General features: G+C 70.0%; 28 protein-coding genes and 1 pseudogene. 14 read left to right on the forward strand and 15 right to left on the reverse strand.

The features are described 5' to 3' along the window. Window positions 1–26 precede the first annotated feature (26 nt). Window positions 27–2,024 carry an APC family permease gene (locus ACWDSJ_RS18995; RefSeq protein ID WP_450033369.1) on the reverse strand — a complete coding sequence of 666 codons (1,998 nt, stop codon included), beginning with the start codon at window positions 2,022–2,024 and terminating at the stop codon, window positions 27–29. 160 nt (window positions 2,025–2,184) lie between these two features. Here ACWDSJ_RS18995 and ACWDSJ_RS19000 point away from each other — a divergent pair, with 160 nt between their 5' ends. Beyond that, the gene (locus ACWDSJ_RS19000; RefSeq protein WP_450033370.1) at window positions 2,185–2,856 is read left to right on the forward strand and encodes a potassium channel family protein; all 672 of its coding nucleotides are present in this window, start codon (window positions 2,185–2,187) and stop codon (window positions 2,854–2,856) included. Continuing rightward, window positions 2,853–3,527 (forward strand): potassium channel family protein, encoded by a 675-nt coding sequence (locus ACWDSJ_RS19005; RefSeq protein ID WP_450033371.1) that lies wholly within the window; start codon window positions 2,853–2,855, stop codon window positions 3,525–3,527. Before ACWDSJ_RS19000 ends, ACWDSJ_RS19005 begins: the two co-directional genes overlap by 4 nt. Window positions 3,528–3,683: 156 nt before the next feature. On the opposite strand, the gene ACWDSJ_RS19010 is transcribed toward ACWDSJ_RS19005, so the two are convergent. The 3 genes from ACWDSJ_RS19010 to ACWDSJ_RS19020 all read right to left on the reverse strand — a co-directional run bounded on the left by ACWDSJ_RS19010 (window position 3,684) and on the right by ACWDSJ_RS19020 (window position 5,681). Next, complete coding sequence (locus ACWDSJ_RS19010) at window positions 3,684–4,337, reverse strand: sigma-70 family RNA polymerase sigma factor (protein ID WP_387356572.1); 654 nt, start codon at window positions 4,335–4,337, stop codon at window positions 3,684–3,686. Between the two features lie 202 nt (window positions 4,338–4,539). Continuing rightward, window positions 4,540–5,250: a DUF3159 domain-containing protein gene (locus tag ACWDSJ_RS19015; protein WP_450033372.1), complete on the reverse strand. Its 711-nt coding sequence runs from the start codon at window positions 5,248–5,250 to the stop codon at window positions 4,540–4,542. Window positions 5,251–5,255: 5 nt separating this feature from the next. Continuing rightward, window positions 5,256–5,681 carry an OB-fold nucleic acid binding domain-containing protein gene (locus ACWDSJ_RS19020; protein WP_387356569.1) on the reverse strand — a complete coding sequence of 142 codons (426 nt, stop codon included), beginning with the start codon at window positions 5,679–5,681 and terminating at the stop codon, window positions 5,256–5,258. Window positions 5,682–5,896: 215 nt separating this feature from the next. Here ACWDSJ_RS19020 and ACWDSJ_RS19025 point away from each other — a divergent pair, with 215 nt between their 5' ends. Both ACWDSJ_RS19025 and ACWDSJ_RS19030 read left to right on the forward strand, forming a co-directional pair. Then, on the forward strand, window positions 5,897–6,613 hold the full coding sequence (locus ACWDSJ_RS19025) for an alpha/beta hydrolase (protein ID WP_450033373.1): 717 nt from the start codon (window positions 5,897–5,899) through the stop codon (window positions 6,611–6,613). A gap of 53 nt (window positions 6,614–6,666) precedes the next feature. Beyond that, a complete protein-coding gene (locus ACWDSJ_RS19030) occupies window positions 6,667–7,110 on the forward strand; it encodes a nuclear transport factor 2 family protein (protein WP_450033374.1) in 444 nt (147 codons plus the stop codon). Here the strand turns inward: ACWDSJ_RS19030 and ACWDSJ_RS19035 are convergent. Then, window positions 7,096–8,013: a DUF3710 domain-containing protein gene (locus tag ACWDSJ_RS19035; protein WP_450033499.1), complete on the reverse strand. Its 918-nt coding sequence runs from the start codon at window positions 8,011–8,013 to the stop codon at window positions 7,096–7,098. The genes ACWDSJ_RS19030 and ACWDSJ_RS19035 overlap by 15 nt on opposite strands. Window positions 8,014–8,015: 2 nt before the next feature. Next, on the reverse strand, window positions 8,016–8,510 hold the full coding sequence (dut, locus tag ACWDSJ_RS19040) for a dUTP diphosphatase (RefSeq protein WP_387356564.1): 495 nt from the start codon (window positions 8,508–8,510) through the stop codon (window positions 8,016–8,018). A 79-nt stretch (window positions 8,511–8,589) separates the two neighbouring features. On the opposite strand from dut, the gene ACWDSJ_RS19045 reads away from it, so the two are divergent. Continuing rightward, window positions 8,590–9,078 (forward strand): DUF3093 domain-containing protein, encoded by a 489-nt coding sequence (locus tag ACWDSJ_RS19045; protein WP_387357018.1) that lies wholly within the window; start codon window positions 8,590–8,592, stop codon window positions 9,076–9,078. Between the two features lie 45 nt (window positions 9,079–9,123). Here the strand turns inward: ACWDSJ_RS19045 and ACWDSJ_RS19050 are convergent, their stop codons facing one another. Beyond that, window positions 9,124–9,426, reverse strand: coding sequence for a DUF4193 domain-containing protein (locus tag ACWDSJ_RS19050; RefSeq protein ID WP_120739486.1), 303 nt, complete (start codon window positions 9,424–9,426; stop codon window positions 9,124–9,126). Window positions 9,427–9,869: 443 nt separating this feature from the next. On the opposite strand from ACWDSJ_RS19050, the gene cei reads away from it, so the two are divergent. Continuing rightward, window positions 9,870–10,544, forward strand: coding sequence for an envelope integrity protein Cei (gene cei, locus ACWDSJ_RS19055; RefSeq protein WP_450033375.1), 675 nt, complete (start codon window positions 9,870–9,872; stop codon window positions 10,542–10,544). On the opposite strand, the gene ACWDSJ_RS19060 is transcribed toward cei, so the two are convergent. Next, entirely contained in the window at window positions 10,541–11,488 is a 948-nt protein-coding gene (locus ACWDSJ_RS19060) for an inositol monophosphatase family protein (RefSeq protein ID WP_450033376.1), read from the reverse strand. The two genes, cei and ACWDSJ_RS19060, sit on opposite strands and share 4 nt — an antisense overlap. 114 nt (window positions 11,489–11,602) lie before the next feature. Between ACWDSJ_RS19060 and ppgK the strand changes: the two genes are divergently transcribed. From ppgK to ACWDSJ_RS19075, 3 genes and pseudogenes are all read left to right on the forward strand, one after another. Further along, entirely contained in the window at window positions 11,603–12,361 is a 759-nt protein-coding gene (gene ppgK / locus ACWDSJ_RS19065) for a polyphosphate--glucose phosphotransferase (RefSeq protein ID WP_387356557.1), read from the forward strand. Window positions 12,362–12,487: 126 nt separating this feature from the next. Further along, window positions 12,488–13,969: pseudogene (locus ACWDSJ_RS19070) on the forward strand (RNA polymerase sigma factor); the annotation flags it as partial. 139 nt (window positions 13,970–14,108) lie between these two features. Beyond that, window positions 14,109–15,704, forward strand: coding sequence for a Na+/H+ antiporter (locus ACWDSJ_RS19075; protein WP_387356554.1), 1,596 nt, complete (start codon window positions 14,109–14,111; stop codon window positions 15,702–15,704). Between the two features lie 24 nt (window positions 15,705–15,728). Here the strand turns inward: ACWDSJ_RS19075 and eutC are convergent, their stop codons facing one another. Together eutC and ACWDSJ_RS19085 are read right to left on the reverse strand one after the other, a co-directional pair. Further along, window positions 15,729–16,484: an ethanolamine ammonia-lyase subunit EutC gene (eutC, locus tag ACWDSJ_RS19080; protein ID WP_450033377.1), complete on the reverse strand. Its 756-nt coding sequence runs from the start codon at window positions 16,482–16,484 to the stop codon at window positions 15,729–15,731. After that, entirely contained in the window at window positions 16,481–17,890 is a 1,410-nt protein-coding gene (locus tag ACWDSJ_RS19085; protein WP_450033378.1) for an ethanolamine ammonia-lyase subunit EutB, read from the reverse strand. Before ACWDSJ_RS19085 ends, eutC begins: the two co-directional genes overlap by 4 nt. A gap of 163 nt (window positions 17,891–18,053) precedes the next feature. Between ACWDSJ_RS19085 and ACWDSJ_RS19090 the strand changes: the two genes are divergently transcribed. Further along, complete coding sequence (locus ACWDSJ_RS19090) at window positions 18,054–18,806, forward strand: rhomboid-like protein (protein ID WP_450033379.1); 753 nt, start codon at window positions 18,054–18,056, stop codon at window positions 18,804–18,806. 202 nt (window positions 18,807–19,008) lie between these two features. Here ACWDSJ_RS19090 and ACWDSJ_RS19095 read toward each other — a convergent pair whose 3' ends face one another. The 3 genes from ACWDSJ_RS19095 to ACWDSJ_RS19105 are packed head-to-tail and all read right to left on the reverse strand — an operon-like array spanning window position 19,009 to window position 21,117. Then, window positions 19,009–20,235, reverse strand: coding sequence for a cation:proton antiporter (locus tag ACWDSJ_RS19095; RefSeq protein ID WP_450033380.1), 1,227 nt, complete (start codon window positions 20,233–20,235; stop codon window positions 19,009–19,011). A gap of 4 nt (window positions 20,236–20,239) precedes the next feature. Next, window positions 20,240–20,722: a cation:proton antiporter regulatory subunit gene (locus ACWDSJ_RS19100; RefSeq protein ID WP_387356546.1), complete on the reverse strand. Its 483-nt coding sequence runs from the start codon at window positions 20,720–20,722 to the stop codon at window positions 20,240–20,242. Window positions 20,723–20,736: 14 nt separating this feature from the next. Further along, window positions 20,737–21,117: a DUF952 domain-containing protein gene (locus tag ACWDSJ_RS19105; RefSeq protein ID WP_450033381.1), complete on the reverse strand. Its 381-nt coding sequence runs from the start codon at window positions 21,115–21,117 to the stop codon at window positions 20,737–20,739. A 353-nt stretch (window positions 21,118–21,470) separates the two neighbouring features. On the opposite strand from ACWDSJ_RS19105, the gene ACWDSJ_RS19110 reads away from it, so the two are divergent. Further along, complete coding sequence (locus ACWDSJ_RS19110) at window positions 21,471–21,665, forward strand: DUF7455 domain-containing protein (protein WP_387356544.1); 195 nt, start codon at window positions 21,471–21,473, stop codon at window positions 21,663–21,665. 223 nt (window positions 21,666–21,888) lie between these two features. On the opposite strand, the gene ACWDSJ_RS19115 is transcribed toward ACWDSJ_RS19110, so the two are convergent. After that, the gene (locus ACWDSJ_RS19115) at window positions 21,889–22,644 is read right to left on the reverse strand and encodes a TetR/AcrR family transcriptional regulator (protein ID WP_450033382.1); all 756 of its coding nucleotides are present in this window, start codon (window positions 22,642–22,644) and stop codon (window positions 21,889–21,891) included. Window positions 22,645–22,762: 118 nt separating this feature from the next. Here ACWDSJ_RS19115 and ACWDSJ_RS19120 point away from each other — a divergent pair, with 118 nt between their 5' ends. Together ACWDSJ_RS19120 and ACWDSJ_RS19125 are read left to right on the forward strand one after the other, a co-directional pair. Continuing rightward, window positions 22,763–24,547, forward strand: a complete 1,785-nt coding sequence (locus ACWDSJ_RS19120; RefSeq protein WP_450033500.1) for a DEAD/DEAH box helicase — start codon at window positions 22,763–22,765, stop codon at window positions 24,545–24,547. A gap of 1 nt (window position 24,548) precedes the next feature. Further along, the gene (locus ACWDSJ_RS19125; RefSeq protein WP_450033383.1) at window positions 24,549–25,103 is read left to right on the forward strand and encodes a hypothetical protein; all 555 of its coding nucleotides are present in this window, start codon (window positions 24,549–24,551) and stop codon (window positions 25,101–25,103) included. An 85-nt stretch (window positions 25,104–25,188) separates the two neighbouring features. Here the strand turns inward: ACWDSJ_RS19125 and ACWDSJ_RS19130 are convergent, their stop codons facing one another. Further along, window positions 25,189–25,755: a class I SAM-dependent methyltransferase gene (locus ACWDSJ_RS19130; RefSeq protein WP_450033384.1), complete on the reverse strand. Its 567-nt coding sequence runs from the start codon at window positions 25,753–25,755 to the stop codon at window positions 25,189–25,191. Window positions 25,756–25,810: 55 nt separating this feature from the next. On the opposite strand from ACWDSJ_RS19130, the gene ACWDSJ_RS19135 reads away from it, so the two are divergent. Next, the gene (locus ACWDSJ_RS19135) at window positions 25,811–26,611 is read left to right on the forward strand and encodes an AraC family transcriptional regulator (protein ID WP_450033385.1); all 801 of its coding nucleotides are present in this window, start codon (window positions 25,811–25,813) and stop codon (window positions 26,609–26,611) included. Window positions 26,612–26,651: the final 40 nt, after the last annotated feature.

The following is a 26,651-nucleotide window of genomic DNA, read 5'->3' on the forward strand; positions in this document are numbered from 1 at the left end:
GGTGGCGCGCGCGACGCGGAAGGGGATCACGGCTGTCCCACCCGGCCCTCATACCCGCGGCGCACCGCGCCCGGCGCGTTCCCGTCCTCGCGGCGCGCGCGGTCGGAGGAGTTGAGTTGCCACGGGACGCTCGTGACCATGACGCCGGGTTCGAACAGTAGGCGGCCCTTCAGGCGGAGAGCACTCTGGTTGTGCAGCAGCTGTTCCCACCAATGGCCCACCACGTATTCGGGGATGAAGACCGTCACCACGTCGCGGGGGGAATTGCGGCGGACGCGTTTGACGTAATCCACGACGGGCTTGGTGATTTCGCGGTACGGCGACTCGACGACCTTGAGCGGCACGGGGATTCCGCTCTTCTCCCATTCGCGCACGAGCTGGCGGGTATCGGACTCGTCCACGTTGACCGTGACCGCCTCGAGGGTGTCGGGGCGGGTGGCGCGGGCGAAGGCGATCGCGCGGCGGGTGGGCAGATGCAGTTTGGAGACCAGCACGATGGAATGGGTGCGGCTGGGCAGCACCACATCGGCCTCGGACTGGGCCTCGAGTTCGCGGGCGACCGTGTCGTAGTGGCGGTGAATCATCTTCATCAGCACGAAGATCGCGGCCATCGTCACGATCGCGATCCACGCGCCCGCCAGGAACTTGGTGATCAGCACGATGATCAACACCGCGCCCGTCATGGTCAGGCCGATGGCGTTGATCACGCGCGAACGCATCATGTGCCGCCGCGTCGCCGGATCGGTCTCGGTGCGCAACAGGCGGGTCCAGTGCCGCAGCATGCCGGTCTGGCTCAGCACGAACGAGACGAACACGCCGACGATGTAGAGCTGGATCAGCCGGGTCACCTCCGCGCCGAACAGCACCACGAACGCGATCGCCGCGCCCGACAGGAACAGGATGCCGTTGGAGAAGGCGAGCCGATCGCCGCGAGTGTGCAACTGGCGCGGCAGGTATCGGTTCTGCGCGAGGATCGACCCCAGCACCGGGAAGCCGTTGAACGCGGTATTGGCCGCCAGCACCAGGATCAGCGCGGTGACGACGGTGATGAAGTAGAACCCGGCCGGGAAGCCGTCGAAGACCGCCTTGGCCAACTGCGCGATGAGCGTCTTCTGCTCGTAGCCCGCGGGCGCGCCGACCAGATCGCTCGTGTCGTGCGCGTAGACCACGCCGATCCGGCGGGCGAGGGTGATGATGCCCAGCAGCAGCGTCACCGCGATGATGCCGAGCAGCAGCAGCGTCGTCGCGGCATTGCGCGATTTGGGTTTGCGGAAGGCGGGCACGCCGTTGCTGATCGCCTCCACACCGGTCAGCGCCGCACAGCCCGAGGAGAACGAGCGGGCGATGAGGAAGACGAACGCCATCCCGTACAGATGCGACTCCTCCCCGTGCAGCTGCAATCCGTAGGACTCGGCGTGCACGGTGTCACCGAGCACCTCGACCCGGAACAGGCCCCAGCCCAGCATCACGATCACGCCGATCATGAACGCGTAGGTCGGGATCGCGAAGGCCGTACCCGACTCGCGCACGCCCCGGAGGTTGATCGCGGCCAGCACCGCGATGGCCACCACGGCGAACAACACCTTGTGCGTCGACACGAACGGCACCGCCGAACCGATGTTCGAGGCGGCCGACGAGATCGACACCGCGACGGTGAGCACGTAGTCCACCAGCAGCGCGCTGCCGACGGTCAGCCCGGCCGTGGGCCCGAGATTGACCGTGGCGACCTCGAAGTCACCGCCGCCGGAGGGATAGGCGTGGACATTCTGCCGGTAGGAGGCGACGACCACGGCCATGACGGCCGCGACCGCCAATCCGACCCAAGGGGCGTAGACATACGCCGACAGACCCGCGGCCGAGAGGACCAGAAAGATCTCCTCGGGCGCGTAGGCCACCGACGACAGGGCGTCGGAGGCGAACACGGGCAGCGCGATCCGCTTGGGCAGCAGGGTATGTCCCAATGAATCACTGCGGAAGGGGCGGCCGACCACCATGCGCTTGACGGCCGTCGTCAACTTGGACACCCGGCCCAGCATAAGGTCACTCCCCCCGCGACACAGCGGTGGGCCAGGGTGTTTCGAGCGGTCGCCGAGGGGGAACGTGGCTGCAAGGATCATCAGCGGGTACGGTTGCGCCGACAATGAAGCAGACCGCACACCACGGTTTCGAATTGGGGATGGCACGTTGTACGTAGTGATCATGGGGTGTGGCCGCGTGGGGTCCTCGCTCGCCCGTGCCCTGATCCGGGTCGGGCACGACGTCGCCGTGATCGACCGCGATCCGAGCGCGTTTCTGCGGCTGGGCAAGGATTTTCCCGGTGAGCGGGTGACCGGGGTGGGCTTCGATCGGAACGTGTTGGCGCGGGCGGGGGTCGAGCGGGCGGGCGCGTTCGCGGCGGTGTCCTCGGGCGACAACTCCAACATCATCGCCGCGCGGGTCGCGCGCGAGACGTTCGGAGTGGAGCGGGTGGTCGCGCGGATCTACGACGCCAAGCGGGCGGCGGTCTACGAGCGGCTGGGCATTCCGACCATCGCGACCGTGCCGTGGACGACCGACCGGTTCCTGCGGGCGATCACCGGCGATCAGGTCACCACGAGCTGGCGTGACCCCACGGGGTCGGTCGCGGTCACCGAACTCGCGTTGCACGAGGACTGGTTCGGCCGGACCGTGCGCGATCTCGAGGAGGCCACCCGGGTGCGGGTGGCGTTCCTCATCCGGTTCGGGCAGGGCGTGCTGCCCGGGGCCAAGACGGTCTTGCAGGCCGACGACATCGTGTACGTGGCCGCCATTCCCGGTTCCCTCGGCGAGGCCGTCGCGCTCGCCGCCACCGCACCTTCGAGCGAGGACCAGTCGTGAAAGTAGCGATCGCCGGAGCGGGCGCGGTCGGGCGTTCCATCGCACAGGAACTGGTGCGCGGGGGTCATCATGTGACCCTGCTCGAACGCCGCCTCGATCACATCGATCCGGCCGTGGCGCCCGCCGCGACCTGGGTGCACGGGGACGCCTGCGAGCTCGAGTTGCTCGAGGAGGCGGGGTTGCAGGACTACGAGGTGGTCATCGCCGCGACCGGCGACGACAAGGCGAATCTCGTGTTCAGCCTGTTGGCCAAGACCGAGTTCGGGGTCCGGCGGGTGGTGTCGCGGGTCAACGATCCGCGCAACGAGTGGCTGTTCGACGAATCGTGGGGCGTGGACGTGGCGGTGTCCACGCCGCGGCTGCTGGCCTCACTGGCCGAGGAGGCCGTGTCCGTCGGGGATCTGGTGCGGCTGATGACGCTGCGGCAGGGTCAGGCGAATCTGGTCGAGATCACGCTGCCGGTGGATACGCCGCTGGCCGGGCGCGCCGTGCGCACATTGGCGCTGCCGCGCGATGTGGCGCTGGTGACGATCCTGCGCGGCGGGCGGGTGATCGTCCCCCAGCCCGACGACCCGCTCGAGGGCGACGACGAGCTGTTGTTCGTGACCTCGGTGGAGGCCGAGGACGAGTTGCGAAAAGCGTTGGGGGTCAACGGATCCGGCTCCGAGTAGGAGGCCGGGTCGGACGGGAGCGTCCTGCCCACCCCGATTGCGTCGACAGTCAACGGATCGGCTCCGAGCGGTAGCGCCCCATCGAGCCCGGTCGACTCCGGGTGCGGGTGGGCTGTTCACCCCGATCACGTTGATGGTCAATGGAACTCGCTCGGGTCAGGCGGCGGCGGTGAGCTGGGCGCGGAGCTTGTTCAGGGCGCGGTGCTGCATGACGCGGACGACGCCGGGGCTGGTGCCGATGGCCTCGGCGGTCTGAGCGGCGGTCCAGCCCAACACGATTCGCATGACCAGGACCTCGCGGTGGGCGGGGGCCAGGATCTGCATGAGGTCGCGGGTGGCGCGGCGGCGCTCGGAGATGAGGGCCATCTCCTCGGGGCCCGCGGCGGTGCACGCCTCGTCGGGGAACTCGGCGACCGGGTAGGCGGGGTGGGACTGGGCGCGGCGGAAGGCGTCGGCGACCTTGTTGGCGGAGATGCCGTAGACGAAGGCCAGGAACGACTTGCCCTGATCGCGGTAGCGCGGGATGGCCTGGACGGTCGCGATGCAGATCTCCTGCGCGATGTCGTCGGCGGTGACGTGCAGGTGCGAGCCGCTGCCGATGCGGGCCGCGCAGTAGCGGCGGACCAGCGGGTGGATGATCTTGATGATCTCGGTGACGGACTGACGGTCACCGGCGGCGGCCGGGCCGATCAGGCGGTCGAGCTCGGCGGCGGCCTTGCGGCTCTCCGAGTTCGCCGCGCCCGGGCGCTCGGGCCGGGTGCCGCGACCCTTCGGTCGGTCCTGCGTCGCGGTGGTGTTCTCGGTAGCCACTGGGATTCCTTTCGCACGATCTCGGTGTATAGAAATCGTGCGATTTTCCGGGCCCGCTCAATAGGCACCCCAGGGGTGGGTTCACCCCCACCTCCCGGCGGCCGATCACCACCCTGTGGGCGATTGTCGCGGGGTGGATACCGCCGCGGCGGCTAGAAGAGTCCGGCTACAAGAAGCTCTACGAGAGGACGGGCGGGCGCGTTCACGCGCGCGCGACGGGCAGATGGCCCGCCTTGCGCACGGCCCAGACCGTGATGAGCAACGCGACGGCCGTCAGCGGCCAGCCCATGGCGATGCGGGCGACGGCCAGCAGGCCCGTGGAGTCGGCGTCGTAGAGGTGGTGCTGGACCAGGTAGCGGGCACCGAAGACGACCACCCACACGGCGGTGGCGATGTCGTAGAGGCGCATCGCGCGACGGTCCGAACGCCAGTCGTGGCCGTGGCCGTTGAGCACGCCCCAGATGACCCCGGCCAGGGGCCAGCGCACGATCAGCGAGGCCAGGAACACGCCGCCGTAGAGCAGGCTCGCCCAGATGCCGAACAGGAAGAAGCCCTTGGCCGCGCCCATCCGATACGCGATGAACGCGCACACCCCGACGCCGAGGAAGCCGGAGATCGCGGGCTGGATGGGGTCGCGACGGACCAAGCGCCACACCAGGATCGCGGCCGCCACGCCCAGCGCCGACCAGATGGCCGCGGTGAGGCCCCACAGCGCGTTGGCGGGGACGAACACCACGACCGGCAGGGTCGAATAGATCAGGCCGCTGATGCCGCCCAGCTGTTCCAGCAGGGTCTGTTCCGCCGCCTCCGCGCGTTCGGCCTCGAGGTCGTCGGGCTGCACGACCGGCAGCACGGCGGTGGGCTGATCGTCCGGGGAGCGGTGGTCGCCGGAGTCCTGGCTGGGTATCGGCATAGGTGTCAAGCGTTCTCGCGGAGTTCGTAGTAGGGGTTGAACATGACCTTGGCCCCGTCGCGTTCGCCGATGCGGCCGCGGACCAGGATACGGCGTCCCGGCTCGATCCCCGGGATGCGCCGCCGACCGATCCACACCAGGGCGATGGCGTCGGTGCCGTCGAAGAACTCGGCCTCCAGGCCGCCGGTGGAACCGGTCGGGCTGGTGTCCACGCTGCGGAGGCGGCCCAACATGGTGACCTCCTCGCCGCGTCGGCACTCCGAGGCCTGACACGCGCCCGACGCCTCGGACGTCTCGGCCAGTTCCTCGGCGTCGAGCCGGTCCAAATCCGCGGTCAATCGGCGGCCCAAGCGGCGGAAATATCCGCTGTCGGGGCCGGACTTGCTCTCAGCGGTACCGGATCCCGCCTTGTTCCTGCCCGTGAAAGGCATTTTCGCAACACTTCCTGCACTGCTGACGGCGTGGGTCGCACGTCGTCGGGTTTCCCACTCGACCAGCCGATTGGCCTGGCATACCGCCAACTGTAGATGGGGCTCCGGGGGCACGCCACGCGGCCCGGAACCGTGCGTCCGGCGGACGGCACCCCAGGTGATTACCCACGCCCGCCTCCCCCGAACCCGAGGGCTCGCCGCGTAGGCTTCGGCGCGTGCCAGAGTCACCCCGCCCCGCGCTCGTCGTCGCCCTGCCCGGCACCGGCTCGGACGCCGATTTCGCGCGTCGCGCCTTCGGACCCGCTTGTGCGGCAGTCGATTTGCCGTTCCTCGCGGTCGAACCGGATCCGCGGGCGGTGGTGGAGAGCTGTCGCGCGGCGCTGGACACCGCGGCGCGTTCGGGGGCGGTGCTGGCGGCCGGGATCTCGCTGGGCGCGGCGATCGCGGTCGAGTGGGCGGCGGCGCATCCGGACAGCGTGTTCGGAGTCATAGCGGCGTTGCCCGCGTGGACCGGATCGGACGCCCGGGACTGCCCGGCGGCGCTGAGCGCGGCGGCCACGGCGGCGGCGTTGCGGGCCGACGGGCTCGACGCCGTGCTCGAGCGGATGCGGGCCGACAGCCCGCGGTGGCTGGCCGAGGCGCTGACCCGATCGTGGACCGCGCAGTGGCCGCATCTGCCCGACGCGCTGGACGAGGCGGCCTCCTATCCGTGGCCGACGCCGGAAACGCTTGCGTCCCTTGCGGTTCCGACGTCGGTGGTGTCGGCCGTGGACGATCCGGTGCATCCGTGGCACGTCGGCGAGGAGTGGACGACCCTGATTCCGCACGCCGAGTTGACGCGGATCACGTTGGACGCGTTGGGGGCGGATCCGGCGATTCTCGGGGCGCACGGGTTGCACCATCTGCTGCCCCGGCACGCGGCGCAGCGGTGAGATTACCCGTCGGGTAATCGACACGCGGCCGGCGGACGGGCAGGCTCGCCGGTATGAGCGAGAGCACGAGGGCCGTCGTCGAGGAGCTGTTGCGGCGCATGGGCGCCGGGGACGCCGACGGGATCGCGAAACTGTTTGCGCCGGTGTGTGATTGGCGGCTGAACTGGCCGGACAGCGAGTTGGGGCGGGCGGCGACGCCGTGGATCCGGCGGCGGGTCACCCCGGCGGACGCGGCCGAGCATTTCCTCCAGATCGGCGCGCATCACGTGCCCGAGCGGGCGGGAACCGTGGTGGAGCGGGTGCTCGTGGACGGGCAGGACGCGGTGGTGCTGGGCGAGATCCGGCAGACGGCCCGCCCCACCGGGCGGGCCTATCGGGCGCGGTTCGCCCTGCACCTGACCGTGACCGACGGGCTGGTCACCCGCTATCACGTGTACGAGGACAGCCTCGCCGTGGCCCGAGCCTTCGACGAGGCCGATCGCTCAGTTCCGGCGTAGCTGCTGCATCGCCGAACCCTCGACGCCGCGCCGGGGACCCTGCTGTTCGGGGGGAACGGCGGGGAACTGGCCGGTGGCGTGGGCCTGGGCCGCGGCGGCCTGGGCGGCCAGGGCCTCCTGTTGGGCCGCCAGCTGCTGCTGGTGGGCGGCGATGAGCTGTTCGGCCAGCTCCTGGGGCAGGACCACGGGCAGCGGCTCGCGGACGGGGAGGGGTTCGTCGCCGCGGCGGACGATGGTCTCGGCGAGGATCGCGCGGGCGGCGGTGACCAGGGGGCCGCCCTCGTCGGCGGCGCCGGTCGGACCCGCCGCCACGAGACGGACCATCCAGCGATAGCCGTCGACCCCGATGAAGCGGAGGTCGGCGCCCTCGGTGACCGCGTGCAGCTCGCGGCCCCAGGGGCCGGTCTGGATCGAGACCTGGGCGCCGTCGGCGCGCAGGGATTCGGCGAGATCGGCTGCGACGGAACGCCATTGGCCCGGGGACTTGGGGGCGGCGTAGGCGGCGACGGTGAGGCGGCCGTGCGGGGTCGCGAGGTGGACCGCCTGGGGGGTGCCGTCGGGGGTCATCTCGACCTGGAGCTGACCGCCCTCGGGGACCGGCAGGATCACCGAACCCAGGTCCAGGCGCTGCTCGGCGACGTCGTCGAGCAGGTCGGCGACGTCCTCGTAGTCGTAGGGGCCCGAGCGCGGGCCCTCGTCCTCGACCGGGTCGCGCTCGAAAACCGCTCGGGCCCTGGGGGTTTCGTACTCGGGCTCGGCGTAGGCCGCCGTCTCCTCGGGCGCGGACTCGTCGTAGGTGACCTCGTCGTAGGCCGCCTCGTCGTATTCGTAGTCGTCGTCGTAGGCGTACTCGTCGAAATGCCCGCGATCGTCGTCTCTCGAACGCTTCTTCCGTCCGAACATCGTCATGCCTCCTTGCCGACCGGACCCGCTCCCGACGCCGCGGCCAGGCTGGCGTGTCCACCGCTGGACCCGTAACCGCCCGCGCCGCGCGCGGTTTCGTCGAGCCGGTCGACCTCCGTGAACTCGACCAGTTCCACCCGCTGCACCAGCAACTGCGCGATCCGATCCCCACGCCGCAACGTGATCGGGCTGCGCGGATCGTGATTGATCAGGCACACCTTGATCTCACCGCGGTATCCGGCGTCGACCGTGCCCGGCGTGTTCACGATCGACAGGCCGGTCTTGGCCGCCAGGCCCGAGCGCGGATGGATCAGCCCGACCGTGCCGATCGGAAGTGCCACGGCGACACCGGTGCCCACGAGGACCCGCTCCCCCGGTTCCAGGATGACGTCCTCGGTGGTGCACAGATCGACGCCGGCGTCGCCGGGATGGGCGCGCGTGGGCACGGGGATACCGGGATCGAGCCGCAGCAGGGGTATGGGTGGAATACCGGTCACGTAAAGCGAGCCTACGCGGTCGCCGTCATGAGCACTGACCTAGTCTGATGTCGTGTCCGACCCGTCCCACCAGGTGAGCATGCAGCCCGACGAAACCACCGCCCCCGTCTACGCCGAGCGCCTCTGGGTGCCGCTGTGGTGGTGGCCCGTGGGCCTGGCCATCACCGGACTGCTCGCGGCCGAGATCCACATGGGCGCGCCCGGGGTGCGGGCGTGGTTGCCGTACGTGTTGCTGCTGCCGGTCCCGGTGTGGGCGTTGGTGTGGCTGAGCCGCCATCGGGTCGAGGTGCGCCGCGACGCGGCGGGAACCCTCGAATTGCGTGCCGACCGAGCGCATTTGGCGGTAACGTATGTGGCCCGCGGCACGTCCGTACCGGCCAGCGCGAAGAGCGCGGCCCTGGGCCGCCAGCTCGACCCGGCCGCGTACGTGCAGCATCGGCCGTGGATCGGGCCGATGGTGTTGCTGGTTCTGGACGACCCGGACGACCCCACGCCGTACTGGTTGATCAGCACGCGCAGGCCCGAGCGGGTCTTGGCCGCGCTCGGCGTGCCGAGCGCGGGACGTTAACCCGTTATTCGAAAAGCCGCGGGTCCAGGGGATCCGCTGTCGCCGTCAGGCCGCGCAGTCCATGCAGATGAGCTGGCCGCCTGCTTCGCTGGCGAGCCTGCTGCGGTGATGAACCAGGAAACAGCTCGAGCAGGTGAACTCGTCGGCCTGCTTCGGGATGACCCGGACCGAGAGCACCTCCTCGGACAGATCCGCGCCGGGGAGCTCGAACGACTCCGCGGTATCGGATTCGTCGATATCCACGACGGCGGACGCGGCCTCGTTGCGACGAGCCTTCAGCTCCTCCAGCGAGTCCTCCGACACGTCGTCGGATTCACTGCGCCGCGGTGCGTCATAGTCGGTTGCCATGTCGTCTTCCCCTCGTCCTTACTCCGTATATCCCGGACCGGCTCCCTCCGCCCCGATCCCGGCTGGAATCGGCTCGGCGAGCACCGCCCCGCCGTGGTGTACGTCACGTGTACACCGCTCGCCGACCGGCCGGATCTTGTGAATCCGTACCGGATCGCGCTCGGTCAACGCAGGACATGCCCTGGTTGTTCCCGAAATCGCTCCCCTGACTCACACCAGTGTTTCGTATCGGGCCGCCAGACAATAGCGGACGGCGGGGCAAAAGTCGCAATCAAAACTCGACCGAGCCGAAACCGAGGGGCAATCGTCATCCCGAACACCCGTCCCGGACCATTCCGTGCCCCTTCGGCGAGCGAATCGTTATCCGGGCGATACCGACTTCACATCCGGCGCGGCGGTGTGCGCGTGCGCGATCCGGGCCGATGAACTCGTAAGGTGTGCATGTGGTTTCACTGATCACCCGAGGCAGCACCGTCGACGACAAGGGTCGGCCGTTCCTGCGCCGCCGCTACCAGCCCTGGGTCGCCATGGTCGCGATCCTCGCACTGATCTGCGCGATCGTGTGGATCAAGGCGCTGACCACCGAGGGCCGCAGTCACGCGGCGATGACGTGCAACTCCCCCTCCCCCGCGCAGGATCAGGCCGCGCAGCAGCAGGTCGCGCCCGGCCAGCGGGTGTCGGCCTCGCGCCTGCACGATGTGCAGCCCGCGCCGCTGTCCCAGTCCAAGGTGCGCATCTACAACGCCTCGGGGCAGCGCGGCCTGGCCGAGCACATCGCCTCGCGGCTCAGCGACTACGGGTTCGCCAGCCCGCCCGCGCCCGTGTTCGCCAACGATCCCGTGTACGTCAACGGCGATCTGGAGTGCACCGGGCAGATCCGGTTCGGGGTCAACGGGCGGCCCGCGGCGGCCTCGGTCCAGTTGCTCGCGCCCTGCGCGGAGCTGATCGAGGACCAGCGCGGCGACGATACGGTCGATCTCGCGCTGGGCTCGCTGTTCGGCAACGACGTGCATCCGAGCACCGACGCCGAGGAGGTGCTCAAGTCGTTGAAGAATCCCGCGCCCTCGGGCGGCATCGACTCCAGCCTGCTCGACGCCGCGCGCAAGGGGCACTGCTAGTCCGGGATCGCCTCCGACACGCCGAGGCGGTCGAAGAGTTCGAGAAGTTCGTCGGCGATGCCGGGGGCGACGGCCACGGTCAGTTCCCCGGACTTGCTCACCGAGCCCGGCGGCGGCAGCACGAGCCGCGCGCCCGCCTCGGCGGCGATCAGGGCGCCCGCGGCCCAGTCCCAGGTGTTGAGGCCGTGTTCGTAGTGGGCGTCGACCAGGCCCGCGGCGACCATGCACAGATCCAGTGCGGCCGAACCGATCCGGCGGATGTCGCGCACCCTCGGCAAGACCCGCGCCACGAGTTCGCCCTGCCGGGCGCGCCGCGCGGCGCCGTAGCCGAATCCGGTCGCCAGCAGGGCCATGCCGGGATTGTCGATGTCGTTGCAGCGCAACGGGATCGAGTGGCCGTCCGGGTCGGTGCGGGTGGCGCCGGCGCCGCGGCCCGCGCTGTAGACGACCGCGCGCGACACGTCCACCACGGCCCCCGCCAGGGACCGGCCGCCGCGCATGGCCGCGACCGAGACCGAGTAGGCGGGGATGCCGTACATGAAGTTCACGGTGCCGTCGATCGGGTCGACCACCCAGACGATCTCGCGGTCGCCGCCGTCGAGGGTGCCGCCGCCCTCCTCGCCCAGGACGCGTTCGCCGGGGCGCAGTTCGGTCAGCAGGCCGCGGATCAGTTCCTCGGTCTCGGTGTCGACGACGGTGACCGGATCGGTGGGAGTGCTCTTGGCCTGCACGGCGTCGGCGGAGGGGGCCGCGCCGAACACCTCGGGGCGCCGGGCGCGCACGCGGGCGGCGGCGGTCAACGCGAGATCGATTGCGACCCTGCGCAATTCGGCGATCTCGTCGCGGGTGTCGAGGTCCGGGACGGTGGCGGGGGCGGCGGACGGGGACGACGGGTTGGATTCGGGCACGACCCCATCGCAGCACAGATTGCGCCGGGCGCGCATTAGGCTTGTCGCGCACGACACAGATCGTTCGTCGCGCAAGCCCAGCACACAATGCCGTGTAACGTGCCGCGCGCACTTGTTTCGCTCGGCACCACAGGGAACGAGGAGTCAGGAATGTCCGTTCGGGGGCACGCCTTCGGTATCGACATCGGGGGAAGCGGCGTCAAGGGCGCCGAGGTGGATCTGTCCACCGGCGAGCTCGCACACGACCGCATCAAGATCGCCACACCCCAGCCCTCCACGCCGAATGCCGTCGCCGAGACCGTCGCCAAGCTCGTGACCCAGGCGGGCTGGGACGGGCCCGTCGGCATCACCATGCCCAGCGTGATCGTCAACGGCATCGTGCGCACGGCCGCCAACATCGATAAGAGTTGGATCGACACCGACGCGCGGCAGCTGTTCTCGCTCGCGCTCGGCGGGCGCGAGGTGGTGGTGCTCAACGACGCCGACGCCGCGGGGATGGCCGAGGACCGGTTCGGGGCGGCGCGCGACACGCGGGGTCTGGTCATGTTGCTGACCTTCGGGACCGGCATCGGCTCGGCGCTGCTGTATCACGGCACGCTGGTGCCCAACACCGAGTTCGGGCACATCGAGGTCAACGGCAAGGAGGCCGAGCACCGGGCCGCCTCGTCGGTGAAGGAGCGAAAAAAGCTGTCCTACAAGCAGTGGGCGGCCGAGGTCACCAAGGTGCTGGTGACCTTGGAGAATCTGCTGTGGCCCGACGTGATCGTCGCGGGCGGCGGGATCAGCCGCGACGCCGAGCACTGGATTCCGTTGCTGGGCAACCGAACTCCGGTGGTCGCGGCGCATCTGCGCAATACCGCGGGCATCGTCGGGGCCGCCATGGCGGTGCAGGACGGGATCGCGCACTGAGCCCGGCGGCCCCGCCGGATCCGGTGAATGCGCGGCTAACCAGCGAGGTAGACGCGAGCACTCCGGTCCGGTCGTTACAATGGAACACATGACCGGCGGTAGGGCCGGACCGACACCGGCACGAGAGCCGGATTTACCCCCGACAGAACCGCTCCGCCGGATGTTTCACTCTGGCGTGACGCCGCACGAGACCGTCACGAAAGGGCGTACGTGGTAGCCACGAATACCCGACAGACCGCCGAATCGGCCGACCCCGCCGAAGCCGCAGAAAGCCCCACCGAAGCTCGACCGGTCCGGAAGGCTGCCGCCAAGAAGGCCCCCGCCAAGAAGGCCGCCGCGAAGAAGGCTCCGGCGAAGAAGGCCGCGGCCAAGAAGGCTCCGGCCAAGAAGACCGCGGCCAAGAAGGCGACCTCCCCCGCCGGTGAGGGCGGCGAGGCCGAGGAGACCATCGAAGACGAGTCGTTGGATCTCGACGATCTCGACATCGATGTCGCCGCGGACGAGCTTCCCGAGGACGAGGCCGACCTCGAGGAGGAGGTCGCCGTCGAGGACGAGGAGGAAGCCGAGGCCGAGGCCGAGGAAGAGGCCGACGAGCCCACCGAGAAGGACAAGGCCTCCGGCGACTTCGTCTGGGACGAGGAGGAGTCCGAGGCGCTGCGCCAGGCGCGCAAGGACGCCGAACTCACCGCCTCCGCCGACTCGGTGCGCGCCTACCTCAAGCAGATCGGCAAGGTCGCGCTGCTCAACGCGGAGGAGGAGGTCGAACTCGCCAAGCGCATCGAGGCCGGTCTCTACGCCACCGAGAAGCTGCGCGAGTTCGCCGAAAAGGGCGAGAAGCTGCCCGTCGCCAGCCGCCGCGACCTCCAGTGGATCATGCGCGACGGCAACCGCGCCAAGAACCATCTGCTCGAGGCGAACCTGCGACTGGTCGTGTCGCTGGCCAAGCGCTACACCGGCCGCGGCATGGCGTTCCTGGACCTCATCCAGGAAGGCAACCTCGGTCTGATCCGCGCGGTGGAGAAGTTCGACTACACCAAGGGCTACAAGTTCTCGACCTACGCCACGTGGTGGATCCGCCAGGCCATCACCCGCGCGATGGCCGACCAGGCCCGCACCATCCGCATCCCGGTGCACATGGTCGAGGTCATCAACAAGCTCGGCCGCATCCAGCGCGAGCTGCTCCAGGACCTGGGCCGCGAGCCCACCCCCGAGGAGCTCGCCAAGGAAATGGACATCACGCCGGAGAAGGTGCTGGAGATCCAGCAGTACGCGCGTGAGCCCATCTCCCTCGACCAGACCATCGGCGACGAGGGCGACTCGCAGCTCGGCGATTTCATCGAGGACTCCGAGGCGGTTGTCGCGGTCGACGCGGTGAGCTTCACGCTGTTGCAGGACCAGCTCCAGTCGGTGCTCGAGACCCTGTCCGAGCGCGAGGCGGGCGTGGTCCGCCTCCGCTTCGGCCTCACCGACGGCCAGCCCCGGACGCTGGACGAGATCGGGCAGGTGTACGGGGTGACGCGGGAGCGGATCCGGCAGATCGAGTCGAAGACGATGAGCAAGTTGCGGCATCCGAGTCGGTCGCAGGTTTTGCGGGATTATCTGGACTAGGGTTTTCGGGTACGTCGAGCGCCGCCGGGATGTCCGGCGGCGCTCGTCGCGTTTCGGAAGGGTTTGGGGCGCAACGGGTTTCGGGGTGTGCGGCGTGGGGTTGTGACATCCGGGTGGGACGGCACCAGACTGGGCCGTTGTGGAGCAGCTGGTGTTGGTGTTCGTGTTGGCGTTCGCGACGATTCTGGCGCAGCCGATCGGGCGGCGGGTGGGGTTGGCGCCGGCGGTGTTGATGACGGTGTTCGGGTTGGTGCTGGCGGTGATTCCGTGGGTGCCGAGTGTGGACATCGAGCCGGAGTTGATTCTGCCGTTGGTGTTGCCGCCGTTGCTGTACGCGTCGGCGCGGCGGACGTCGTGGCAGCAGTTCGCGGCGAACGCGGGGCCGATTCTGTGGCGGGCGGTGGGGCTGGTGGTGGCGACGGCCGCGGCGGTGGCGGCGGTGTTCCATGCCTGGTATCCGGGGGTGCCGTTGGGGGTGGCGTTCGCGTTGGGGGCGGTGGTCGCGCCGCCGGATCCGGTCGCGGTGAGCGCGATGGCGGGGCGGTTGGGGTTGCCGCGGCGGTTGGTGGCGATGCTCGAGGGTGAGGGGTTGTTCAACGATGTGACCGCGGTCGTGCTCTACAACGTGGCGGTGCAGGCCGTGGTCACCGGGCGGTTCTCGGCGTGGCACACCGCGGGTGAGTTCGTGGTGTCGGCGGTGGTGGCGGTCGCGGTCGGCGGGGTGCTGGGGTGGGCGGGGAGCCGGTTGATGCAGCGGCTCGAGCAGGCGAGTTGGCAGGTGGCGTTGGGGCTGCTGCTGCCGTTCGCCGCCTACGGGCTGGCCGACTACTGGCACGGGTCGGCGGTGCTCGCGGTGCTGGTGTGCGCGCTGTATCTGGTCGACGCCGCAACGGATTTCAGCGACAGCGCCTACCGCGTCGTCGGGGATTCGGTGTGGGAGGTGATCGATCTGCTGGTCACCGGGATCGCCTTCGGGCTCATCGGGTTGGAGCTCACCACCGTGCTCGCGGCCACCGGGCCGGAGTGGCCGCATCTGCTGGGCGGCACCGCGGCGGTGATCGCGGTGGTCGTGCTGCTGCGGTTGGTGTGGCTGCTGGTCACGGTTCCCCTCGGGCAGCGGTTGCGGCGGCGGCGGGACACCGACGAACCGCACACCTGGCGCGAGACCGTGGTCACCTGGTGGGCGGGGATGCGCGGGGTGGTGACCGTCGCGCTGGCGCTGGCCGTGCCGTTCACCACCGACACGGGAGCCGAGTTCCCGGGCCGCGACCACCTGCTGTTCATCGCGTTCGCGGTCGTGCTGTTCACGCTGCTGGTGCAGGGCCCGACGCTGCCGCTGGTCGTGCGGGCCACCCACGTTCAAGCCGACACCGAACTCGAACGCACCATGGAACGCGGCCTGTGGACCCGCATCCTACGCGCGGAACTGGCCCGGCTGGACGAGATCGCGGGCCGCGAGGATATGCCCGAGGAGGTCTACCAGCGGCTGCGCGAGCGCTTCGAGGGCCGCCTCACCCGCGCCGACCCCGAGGCCGCGCAGCAGGCGGAGGAGACCGACAGCAAGGCGTTCGAGAAGACGCTGCGCCTCGGCGCGAGCCTGCGGGCCATCAGCAACGAGGTGCTCGAGGCCGGACGCGGCGAGGCGTTGGCGGCGCGCCGCGAACCCGGGATGCCGCCCGATCTGGTCGATCGGGTGATGCGGAGGTTGGACCTGAGGCCGCCGCCGTTGATCTGAGCTTCTTCGGGGACGGGATACGTTCTACGGCAACAGGTTCGAGTGGCCGCGCTGGTAGGTGTCCTTCAGTTCGACGCCGGATCGGCCGAGGCGGCGAGCTCCCGCGACCAGGCCCGCGGTCACTTCGGCGGCGACCGCGTAGGCCAGGCCCTCGGGTGGGTGGATGTTGGAGACGCAGTTGCGTTCGGCGTCGGTGCGGCCGGGGCGCGGGTGGTGGGTGAGGTAGATGCCGAGGCTGTCTGCGACCGAGAGGCCGGGGCGTTCGCCGATGAGGACCAGGACGGTAGTCACGCCGAGGGCCGCGCCGATGTGGTCGCCGAGGGCTACTCGGGCCTGGGTGGCTATCACCGGTGGTGCGATCCGGAGGTGTTGGGGCAGAGCGGCTTTCAGCGCGGTGAGCATGGGGATGCCGTGGTCGTGGAGGGCTCGGGGAGACAGGCCGTCGGCGAGGACGATGCCGATGTCGGCTCCGGTTCGGGTCAGGAGCGAGAAGCCTTGTCCGGCAGTGTTTTCCGGTATGCGGCCGAGGTCGGGGCGGCGGAGGTATTCGGATCTGTCGGTGGCCCGGCTGCGAACGCATATCGGTGCGCCGAGGCCGACTTCTGTTGTGCGCGTAATGAATTCGTCGATGTTCAGAGGCGTGTGCACGGCATCGCGGGCGGCGGCGTGGGCGGCGCGGAATTCGAGGACGCGGGCGGTGGGCAGGGCGTCGCCCGCGCGGCCGAGGCCGATGCGGGCCTGGGTGGTGCGGCGCAGTTCGTCCCAGAACGACCTGGTCATCGCGGTCCCGTCAGCGCGCGTAGTGGAGAGGACAGGGGCTCGATGTCGCGGACGCGGCCCGTGGCGTCGAGCATGCCGAGGCCGTCGAGCCAGGCGGCGAATTCGGGAGCAGGTCTGAGCCCCAACACCTTTCGAGCATACAAGGCATCGTGGAAGCTCAGGCTCTGGTAGCCGAGCATGACGTCGTCGGCGCCGGGGACGGCGATGACGAAGGCCGCGCCCGCCGCGCCGAGCAGGGTCAGCAGGGTGTCCATATCGTCGGAGTCGGCCTCGGCGTGGTTGGTGTAGCAGACGTCGACGCCCATGGGGAGGCCGAGCAGTTTGCCGCAGAAGTGGTCCTCGAGTCCGGCGCGGACGATCTGTTTGCCGTCGTAGAGGTATTCCGGGCCGATGAAGCCGACCACCGTGTTGACCAGCAGTGGATCGAAGGCGCGGGCGACGGCGTAGGCGCGGGCCTCGAGGGTCTGCTGATCGACCGGGCGGCCGTCGGTGCCGAGATGCGCGCCCGCGCTCAGGGCCGAGCCCTGGCCGGTTTCGAAGTACATGACGTTGTCGCCGACGGTGCCGCGGCGCAGCGAGCGGCCCGCGTCGCACGCCTCGCGGAGCAGCGAAAGGTCAACGCCGAAGCCGGAATTGGCGCCCTCGGTGCCCGCGATGGACTGGAACACCAGATCGACCGGGGCCCCGGCCTCGATCAGGTCGAGGGTGGTCGTGACATGGGCGAGGACGCAGGACTGGGTGGGGATGTCGAAGCGCTGCCGGATCTCGTCGAGCAGGCGCAGCAGGTCGGCGGTGACGGCGGGGGAATCGGTGGCCGGGTTGACCCCGATGACCGCGTCGCCGCAGCCGAGCAGCAGGCCGTCGAGGACGGCGGCGGCGATACCGCGCGGGTCGTCGGTGGGGTGATTGGGTTGCAGTCGGGTGGCCAGGGTGCCGGGCAGGCCGATGGTGGTGCGAAAGCCGGTGCGCACGTGGATGGCTCGCGCGACGGCGATGAGATCCTGATTGCGCATGAGTTTGCTGACGGCGGCGGCCATTTCGGGGGTGAGGCCGGGGGCGACGGCCGCGAGGGCGGCGGCGTCGTCGTGCGCGGCGGCGGTGAGGAGCCAGTCGCGGAGGTCGCCGACGGTGAGATGAGCGATGGGGGCGAAGGCGGTGGGGTCGTGGGTGTCGAGGATGAGGCGGGTGATCTCGTCGGTTTCGTAGGGGACGACGGGGTCGGTGAGGAAGTGGGCGAGGGGGACCTCGGCGAGGGCCCATTGGGCGGCGGCGCGTTCGGCGTCGGAATGGGCGGCGCAGGCCGACAATTCGTCGCCGCTGCGGTGGGGGGTGGCTTTGGCCAGGAGGTCTACGAGGGAGGGGAAGGTGTGGGTGACGCCGTGGAGGGTTTGGCGGAATGGGGGCATGGCGTCTCCTTCCGGGGGTGGGGGTTGATTCTGCGGGAGGGATGTTGCGGGGGTGTGTCGTTGGTTCATGCTGCCGTATGGGGGTGGGGGTTAGGGACGAGTTGGCTGGGGGTGCGGGCGCGTCGGGGAGCGGGGCGGGCCGGATCGCGCGAGACTTGCTGGTGTGGGTGCTTCCGTACTGGATTACTACCGCTCGCCCTGGACGCGCACGGTCGAACCGGCGGACGGGGTGCGGGCGGTGCGGGTGTGGTGGGGGCGTAAGCCGCGGTGGTATCGGGCGTTGCGGGCCGCGCACGATCATCTCGCGGCGGCTCCGGCCACTTGCGCGTACGCGTTCACGTTGTTCGTGACGTGGTGGACATTGCGCGGGATCAGCGACTTCGCCGGGCATCGGCTGATCCTGTCGGCGTCGACGAATCTGCACAATATGCAACGGGATCCGGTGCAGGTGCTGGTGGCGTCGGCGTTCTGGACCGAGGGCGGGTTTCCGTGGACGATCATCCTCGGGTTGCTGACGGTCATGGCGTTCGCCGAACGCTGGCTCGGCTCGCTGCGGTGGATGGCGATCTTCGCCGTCGGCCATGTGGTCGCGACGGTGATCGTGGTGACCGGCATCGCCTACGCCGTCGACCACCACCTCATTCCCCTCAAGGTGACCGTGGCCGCCGATGTCGGTGCCTCCTACGGCTTCTCGGCCGTGCTGGCCGCCCTCGCCTATCACCTCCGCGGCCGCACCCGCGTCCTCTGGATCGCCGCCCTCCTGATCTGGTACGCCCTCGCCGCCTGGCGCGGCCGCACCTTCACCGACTACGGCCACCTCACCGCCGTCCTCGTCGGCCTCGCCTCCGGTGCGATAGCGGTCGCCTCCTCCCGCTACCTGGAACGAGCCCGAGACACCCGGCGATCCCCCACGTGACCACCACCCCAGCCGCACCCCTTATTCGGATCCGCACACGTTGTATAGGCCTGCAGGGGGTGCGGATTCGAATAAAGGGTGCGGCCTGGGTTGCCGACCAGCTCGAGCCGCACCCTTTGTTGGGATTCGCACTCTTTGTGGGGGCTTGTAGGGGGTGCGGATTCGAATAAGGGGTGCGGCTGGGTTGGCTTGCCTGGGGGCGTTATTCGGTGCGGACGCCCGGGTGAGGCTCGGTGGATTCCAGGGCGGGGGGTGTGGACGCTGGGGTGGGGTGGCGTTGGAGGAGGCGGATGGTGGGTTCTACGAGGCGGGCGGTTATGGGGCCCAGGACGGCCATGATGAGGACGTAGGCGGAGGCCAGGGCGGCCAGTTGTTTGTCGACGGTGCCTAGGGAGACGGCAAGGCCCGCAATGACTATGGAGAATTCGCCGTGGGCTACGAGGGCGGCGCCTGCTCGGGCGGAGCCGAGGCGGCGGATGCCCTGGCGGTGGGCGGCCCACCAGCCGGTGGCGGTTTTGGTGAGGAGGGTGATCAGTGCGAGCAGGATCGCCCAGGCGAGGACGGGTGGGATGGAACGGGGGTCGGTGTTGAGGCCGAAGGCCACGAAGAAGATGGCGGCGAACAGGTCTCGGAGGGGTTCGAGGAGTTTGGCGGCGTTCTGGGCGGTGGAGCCGGAGATCGCGATGCCGAGCAGGAACGCGCCGACCGCCGCGGAGACGTTGAGCGCCGAGGCGAGCCCGGCGACGAGCAGGGCCGCGCCGAGCAGCTTGAGCAGGAACACTTCTCGATCGGAGCTGTCGACGATGGCCGACACGTACCGGCCGTAGCGCAACGCGATCACCAGCACGCAGGTGATGGCCAGCAGCGCGATCGCCAGCGACCGCAGCCCGGCGAGATAGCCGACCCCGGCCAGCATGGTCGTGAGGATCGGCAGATACACCGCCATGGCCAGATCCTCGAACACCAGGATCGACAACACCACCGGCGTCTCCCGGTTGCCCAGGCGCCCGAGGTCGTTGAGCACCTTGGCCACGATCCCCGACGAGGAGATGTAGGTGACCCCACCCATGGTGACCGCCCCGGTCGCACCCCACCCGAGGATGAGCGCCACCGCCACGCCGGGAGTCGCGTTGGCCACCAGATCGAAGACACCCGCCAGCCACGAACGCCGCAGTCCCGTCACGAGTTCGGGCGCGGTGTACTCCAGTCCGAGTAACAGCAGCAGCAACACCACGCCGATCTCACCGGCCACGTGACCGAATTCGACCGCCGACTTCAGCTCGATGACGCCGCCCTGCCCGAAGGCCAGTCCCCCCAACAGATACAGCGGAATCGGTGACATGCCGAATCGTCCGGCGACGCGCCCCAGCACTCCCAGCACGAACAGGATGGAACCGAGTTGAACGAGTGCTAGAGCCGTCGAATGCACACCGTCACCCGTCGGTCAGGATCTCGAGCGCGGCGTCCAATCCGGCCGGAGTGCCCACCACCACCAACAGATCGCCCGAGGCCAGCACGAAGTCCGGCCCCGGCGACGGGGAGACCTGTCCGGCCCGCATGACCGCGACGATCGACGCCTTGGTCCGCGTGCGCATCCGCGTCTCCCCCAGCTCGCGGCCCTGATAGGGGGACGACTCACCGATCGGCAGCTGCCGGGTCACGATGCCCGCCATCTCGCGGTGCTCCTCGTTGAGCCGCTCGACCAGCTGCGGAGCGCCCAGCAGATTCGCCAGCACGGCCGCCTCGTCGGTGCTGAGCGGCACCTGGGCCGCGCAGGCGTCGGGGTCGTCGGCCTTGGAGACGATGAGATCGAGACCCCCGTCACGATGGGCGACCACGCCGATCCGGCGACCGGATCGGGCCTCGAAATCCTTGCGGACCCCGATACCGGGCAGCGCTGTCACGTCGACGTTCACGGTTCCACCCTAGGTCAAATGTCCGATATTTCCGGAAAAACGCCGTTCGGCCCCGGTCGATAGTCGGTCACCCGGACCACCGCGGCCATCGGGATCGGACCGTACAGATGCGGGAAGCGCATGGCCTCCGGATCGCCGGGTACGCCGGGTTCCCAACGCACCGGCGCATCGAGCGCGTCGGGGTCGAGCCACAGCAGAACAAGATCTTCGCTACCAGCGAACAACCGATTCGCGGGCAGGTGCACCTGGGCGGGCGCGGACAGGTGGGTGAACCCCTCGCTCACCAATGACGGCGCCCGGCGCTGCCCCTCCCGACGTGCGGTTTCGTAGTCGTCGCGGGTGCACATGTGAACGAGCGTGCGCGCCTTGGCAATTCGGGCATCCGGGGCGATCATGGCTGCACCATAACGCAGGTCACACCTGGGTGGCCTCGAAGTTTGCCGAAACCCGAGTGTGAGTGTCGGTAGGCCGGGGTAATCTGCCGACAAGACAACTGGATCGGCCTGTTCGCGGAGGTGGACACCCTTCGAGCACCCGTACTGACCATCGTGTTCGCCTTCAGCGAAATGCCTGGTCATGTTAGGGAAAACACAGAGAAACATCTCCGGGAACAAAGCCCCCGTCCCGAACGTCTGACAGAGTAGTCATTGCCACTGCTGGGAAGTAGCGGTAGAGAGCCCACGGGGGGACCGTGGGCCCCACACCCAGGCGAACGGCTTTCTGCGCCGGGAGCCAGGACGGAGGAGTCATGCCAGGAACACTGACCAGCACCCCACTGACTGCGGTCGATCGCTGCGACCGCTGCGGGGCGGCCGCGCGGGTGCGCGCGACCCTTCCCGGCGGTGGCGAGTTGCTCTTCTGCCAGCATCACGCCAACGAGCACATGGCGCGCCTGCGCGAACTCGAGGCCGTGATCGACACGGAAGCGGCCCCGGCGCTGTAATCCAGCTCCTTCACGTCCGCTCGACAACTGAATCCGTCAACCGAACAACCCACAGCGGGCGACCTTTCGAGGTCGCCCGCTTTCGTGTACTGGGGGGCCGACTTTCGCGGGAACCCGCCTTCTCAGGGAGGCGGCCGACGCTGGCGGAAGCCCGGGTTTCGCCGGAGGGTGACCGACTTTCGCCGCGACCCGCGTTCCCCCGGGGCGGCCGACTTTCGGCCCCCTACACGTCCCGGGTCCGGCCCACGATGCCGTCGAGCAGGCGGGCGAGCCCGTATTCGAAGTCTCCGTCGGGGTCGCCGGGGGCCTGGTAGGTCTCCCCTACCGCTTGGCCCACTCGGCCGGACAGCGGGAAGCGGTCGGGGGGCATGAGGCGGGTCAGTAAGGGGCCGTGGAGGTCCCACCATTGGGCGTCGGTCATCTCGGCGGCGCCGCGGCGGGCGGCGACGGCGGTGCGGGCGTTTCCGGACGCGAACTCGGAGAGGACCGAGATGATGCGGTCGAGTTCCAGGTCGTCGAAGCCGAGGCCGTCGAGGGCGGTCAGTTGGCGCTCGTAGCGGCGTAAGCGGCCGGGGCCCAACACTTGTCGCCACGGGGGGACCTCCAGTAGCCACGGGTGTGCGAGGAGTTCGGCGCGGATGGCGCGCGCGATGGCGGCCATGCGCTCGCGGGGCGGGAGGGCCGGATCGATGGGCGGGTCCTCGTCGGCGACCGCGTCGACCATGAGGACGAGGAGCGCGTCCTTGCTCGGCACGTAGGTGTAGAGGCTCATGGGTCCGAGGCCGAGTTCGGCGGCGACCGCGCGGATGGAGACCTTGTCGTAGCCGTCGCGGTCGGCCAGGGCGACGCCCGCGCGCACGACGTCGTCCACGCTGACGGCCTGTTTGGGGCCGCGGGCCTTCGTGCGCGGGGGCGCGACCTCGCGCCACAGCAGCGTCAGCAGGCGTTCGGCCTGGTCCCCGGGTGTGTCGTCGGTCACGAAATGCCCCTCGCGGAATGTCGGTACGCCGTACGGAGTTACACTACTCCGTACGCAGTACGAGGATAAGGGGTTCGCTCTGCCCACCACACACGCCACCTATCTGCCCGACCGACACCTGTTCGCCCTGTGGACCTGGGACGAGGACACGCCCGGTCCGCTGCCCGTGATCGCGGACGGCGGGGCCGCGCGGTCCCGGGACGACTCGCCCCTTCCCACCGAACTCGTCGACCTGGCAATTCCCGATGCCGGAGGCGGCTTTTCGATCGCGCCCGTGCCCTGCCTGGTGGCCGAACCGGATCGGTTGGCGGCGTTGGGTTTCGAGCGGGCGGGCGCGTCGCTCGTCGCGTGGCGCGAGGCGGTCGAGCGGGAGGATGTCGCCGGGTGGGCGGATCGGGTGCCGGTGGCCGGGCACGCCGTGCCCAATGCGGCGGGCTCGGCGGTCGTCTCGGCCGACCGGGCGGTGCGGGCGTTCGCGGACACCCGGGCGGTCGCGAGCGAATTGGGAACGCGGTTGAAGGCGGAGTTGCGGCCGTATCAGGCGCGGGGCGTCGCCTGGTTGCGGGAGACGACCGCGGTGCACGGCGGGGCGGTGCTGGCCGATGAGATGGGGCTCGGGAAGACCTTGCAGGCCATCGGGTTCCTGGTCGGGCGGGCCGAGTCGGGGGCGCAGGTCGTCGTGTGTCCGACCTCGCTGGTCGGCAACTGGGTGCACGAGATCGAGCGGTTCGCCCCCGAACTGCGGCCGGTCGCCTGGCGGGGCGGGGAGGTCGCGACCGAGGCGGGGACGGTCGTGGTCACCGGCTATCCGACATTGCGCGGGCACGGTCACGAGCTCGCCGAGATCGACTGGGCCACAGCCGTATTCGATGAGGCGCAGGTGCTCAAGAACCCGCGCACGCAGGTGTCCAAGGCGGCGCGGGCGATCCGGGCGCGGACGCGGGTGGCACTGACGGGGACGCCGGTGGAGAACCATCTCGACGAGCTGTGGGCATTGCTGAATCTCGTCGCCCCCGCGGCGTTCACACACAAGGCGCAGTTCCGCAGGCGCTTCGTGCGGCCCATTCACGAAGGGTCCTACGAGGCCGTGGTGCGGTTGCGCGACGCGCTCGAGCCGATCGTGCTGGGGCGCAGGAAGTCTCAGGTCGCCGCCGCGCTGCCGCCGAAGATTCACACCGATCTGGTCTGCGATCCGACCGAGGAGCAGCAGCGGGCCTACGATCGGCTGCTGGCGAAGGCGGAGGCCGAGGGTTTCGGCTCCGGCGCCCAGCGGCACAGCCGGGTGCTGGCGGCGCTGACCGGGTTGAAGCAGGTGTGCAACCATCCGGGACTGATCGACGGCGACCTGAGCGAATTGCCCGGCCGGTCCGGGAAATTCGATGTGTGCTTCGACATCCTCGCGAACAATCTCGAATCCGACTCCCCCACATTGGTTTTCACGCAGTACCGGCGGACCGGGGAACTACTGGTCCGGCACTGCGCCGAACGGTTCGGCGTGCGCGCGCCGTTCTTCCACGGCGGGCTCGACGCGACCGAGCGCGGGGAGATCGTCACCCGGTTCCAGTCCCCCGACGGGCCGCCCATCCTGGTGCTGAGCCTGCGCGCGGCGGGCACCGGGCTGACGCTGACCCGCGCGGCCGACGTGATCCACTTCGATCGCTGGTGGAATCCGGCGGTGGAGGCCCAGGCGTCCGATCGCGCGCATCGCATCGGCCAGACGCGGACCGTCACCGTCACCACCCTCACCACGAGCACCACCGTGGAGGAACACATCGCCGCCATGCACGCGCGCAAATCCGCGCTCGCCGACCTCGACGGCGCCGAACACACCCTCGTCGCCGCCCTGGCGCGCCTGGACGACGAGCAACTGCTGGATCTGCTGCGCCGGAAGCGAGGCAATTGAGTTGGCCGACAACGAATTCGGATACACCCGCTGGGGCATGGACTGGGTTCGCCTCGCCGAGCCCCTCTCCCTCACCCGCCCCGAACCGCTGCTCCCCCGCGCCCGCAGCATCGCCCGCAACGGCGGCGTCACGCTCGAGATCGAGGCCACCATCGTGCGCGCCCACATCCACCGCGGCGGGCAGGCGTCGGTGACCCACCTGGAGTTCGCGCCGCTGTCCCGCGCGTTCGCCGACCACCTCCCCGCCACCGCGGTCGAGCTCACCGACGCGCTGCACGAATCGTTCACCGCCGCAGGGCATGTCGTCGCACCCCGGCTGCTCGCGAGCGACTGTTCCTGTCCCGCCCGCAATCCGCGATGCCTGCATTTCCTGGCGACCTGCTATGCCTTGGCCCGCCGGGTGGACGAAAATCCCTGGCTCGCATTGGATCTGCAAGGGTACGGGCGGGTGCTCGCGGACGAACCGGCTCCGGACACCCCGCCCGCCCGGTGGACGCCGCTCGACAGCCTCGATCCCGCAACCTATTTCGCGCCGCCGATGAGCGCGACGGGGTGAGCGAGAGCCGTCACCGCCGGTAGGACCGCCCCGAATACAGTCGGGCAACCACCGACCGGCTCGGGTGATGAGCCGGTCCGGCCGTCTACCCGCGCCGGGCGTGGAAGCGGAAACTTCCGCGCCCGGATTCGACGCGGATGTCGGTGAATCCGGCCCGCGCCAGCCGGTCGGGCAGGGTCGTCGGCGGTACCGGGACGCAGGTGTCGCCGAGGTGGAGCAGGCGGAAGCCGAGGGAGTCCAGGCCGTCGCTGCCCGCGAAGACGCCGCCGGGGCGCAGGACGCGGAACGCCTCGGCGAACAGGGCGTCCTGCTGGCCGGGGGTGGGGACGTGGTGCAGCATGGTGAAGCTGACCACGGCGCTGAATCGGTTGTCCGGCAACGGCATCGCCGCGCCGTCGCCCTCGACGACGCGCATCGAGTCGGCGTGCCGGGCGCGCAGGCGGGCGGCGAGGGCCGGATCGATCTCGATGCCGCTGAGGTCGGCGGTGCGATCGCGCAGCGCGCGAATGTTAGCGCCGTAGCCGGGGCCGATCTCCACGGTCGCGTCGCCGAGGTCGATCCCGTCGAGCGCCCAGGGCACGACGCGTTCGGTACTGGCGCGTTCCCAGAGGGCGGAGCGGCAGAGCAGGCGATGGACGAGATTCATGGGCATGGTTTCGACGGTAGGGTTCGCCGACGCTGACCGGGAGACGCTACGCTGACAGATCATGTCGCCGAACGGTCAAAGTCCGCTGGTGGCCGCGACGACCGGGCCCACGGCCATGGTGCTGGCCGAGGGCGTCGTTCCCGCGGGCCACTGGTTCGAGCGGCACCGGCACCCGCAGCACCAGATCGCCTGGGCCGCACAGGGAGTCCTGTCGGTGGAGGTCGAGGGCGGGTTGTGGGTGCTGCCGCCGACGCGGGCGCTGTGGATCCCCGGCGGGACGCCGCACCGCACCGGGACGTCCGGCGGGGCGGCCATGCGCGGCATCTTCGTCGAGCCCGACCGCTGTCGGGTGGCGTTCGGCGGTCCGGCCCTGCTGCGGGTGAGCGGGTTGCTGCACGAATTGTTCGACTACCTCACCGCGGGCGATATGTACCGGGTCCGCGAGCCGGTGGCCTCGGATCTGGACGCCGCGCGGCGCGCCCGCGCGGAGGCGGTCGTCTTCGATCTGCTCGAGCCCGTCGAGGTGATCCCCGTCGGGGCGCCGATGCCGACCGACCCCCGCGCGCGGCGCGTCGCCGAGGCCCTGCTGCGGGATCCGGCCGACGACCGCACCCTCGCCCGCTTCGCGCCCGAGGCCGCCGCCAGCCCCCGCACCCTGGCACGCGTGTTCCTCGCGGAGACCGGAATCACGTTCGGCCAGTGGCGAACCCAGGCCCGCCTGGCCGCGTCGCTGCCCCTGCTGGCCGCCGGGCTACCGGTCGCCCGGATCGCCGAGCGGGTCGGCTACGCGACCCCGAGCGCCTACGTCGCCGCCTTCCGGCGCGCGGTGGGCGTCTCACCGGGCCGCTACTTCGCGCGCTGACGTCGGGCATGGGGTGCCGCCTACGAAATTTCGCGCGCTG

The sequence above is a fragment of the Nocardia sp. NPDC003482 genome, from assembly GCF_053588115.1.

Coding starts and splice junctions, on each gene's coding strand:
- ACWDSJ_RS19060 (WP_450033376.1), bottom strand. CDS start 11,488: ATGCGCGCCCGGCGCAATCTGTGCTGCGATGGGGTCGTGCCCGAATCC.
- ACWDSJ_RS19035 (WP_450033499.1), bottom strand. CDS start 8,013: ATGTTCGGACGGAAGAAGCGTTCGAGAGACGACGATCGCGGGCATTTC.
- eutC (WP_450033377.1), bottom strand. CDS start 16,484: ATGACCAGGTCGTTCTGGGACGAACTGCGCCGCACCACCCAGGCCCGC.
- ACWDSJ_RS19015 (WP_450033372.1), bottom strand. CDS start 5,250: ATGCCGATACCCAGCCAGGACTCCGGCGACCACCGCTCCCCGGACGAT.
- ACWDSJ_RS19130 (WP_450033384.1), bottom strand. CDS start 25,755: ATGCCCATGAATCTCGTCCATCGCCTGCTCTGCCGCTCCGCCCTCTGG.
- ACWDSJ_RS19050 (WP_120739486.1), bottom strand. CDS start 9,426: ATGGCAACCGACTATGACGCACCGCGGCGCAGTGAATCCGACGACGTG.
- ACWDSJ_RS19030 (WP_450033374.1), top strand. CDS start 6,667: ATGAGCGAGAGCACGAGGGCCGTCGTCGAGGAGCTGTTGCGGCGCATG.
- ACWDSJ_RS19020 (WP_387356569.1), bottom strand. CDS start 5,681: ATGCCTTTCACGGGCAGGAACAAGGCGGGATCCGGTACCGCTGAGAGC.
- ACWDSJ_RS19045 (WP_387357018.1), top strand. CDS start 8,590: ATGCAGCCCGACGAAACCACCGCCCCCGTCTACGCCGAGCGCCTCTGG.
- ACWDSJ_RS19135 (WP_450033385.1), top strand. CDS start 25,811: ATGTCGCCGAACGGTCAAAGTCCGCTGGTGGCCGCGACGACCGGGCCC.
- ppgK (WP_387356557.1), top strand. CDS start 11,603: ATGTCCGTTCGGGGGCACGCCTTCGGTATCGACATCGGGGGAAGCGGC.
- ACWDSJ_RS19110 (WP_387356544.1), top strand. CDS start 21,471: ATGCCAGGAACACTGACCAGCACCCCACTGACTGCGGTCGATCGCTGC.
- ACWDSJ_RS19105 (WP_450033381.1), bottom strand. CDS start 21,117: ATGATCGCCCCGGATGCCCGAATTGCCAAGGCGCGCACGCTCGTTCAC.
- ACWDSJ_RS19085 (WP_450033378.1), bottom strand. CDS start 17,890: ATGCCCCCATTCCGCCAAACCCTCCACGGCGTCACCCACACCTTCCCC.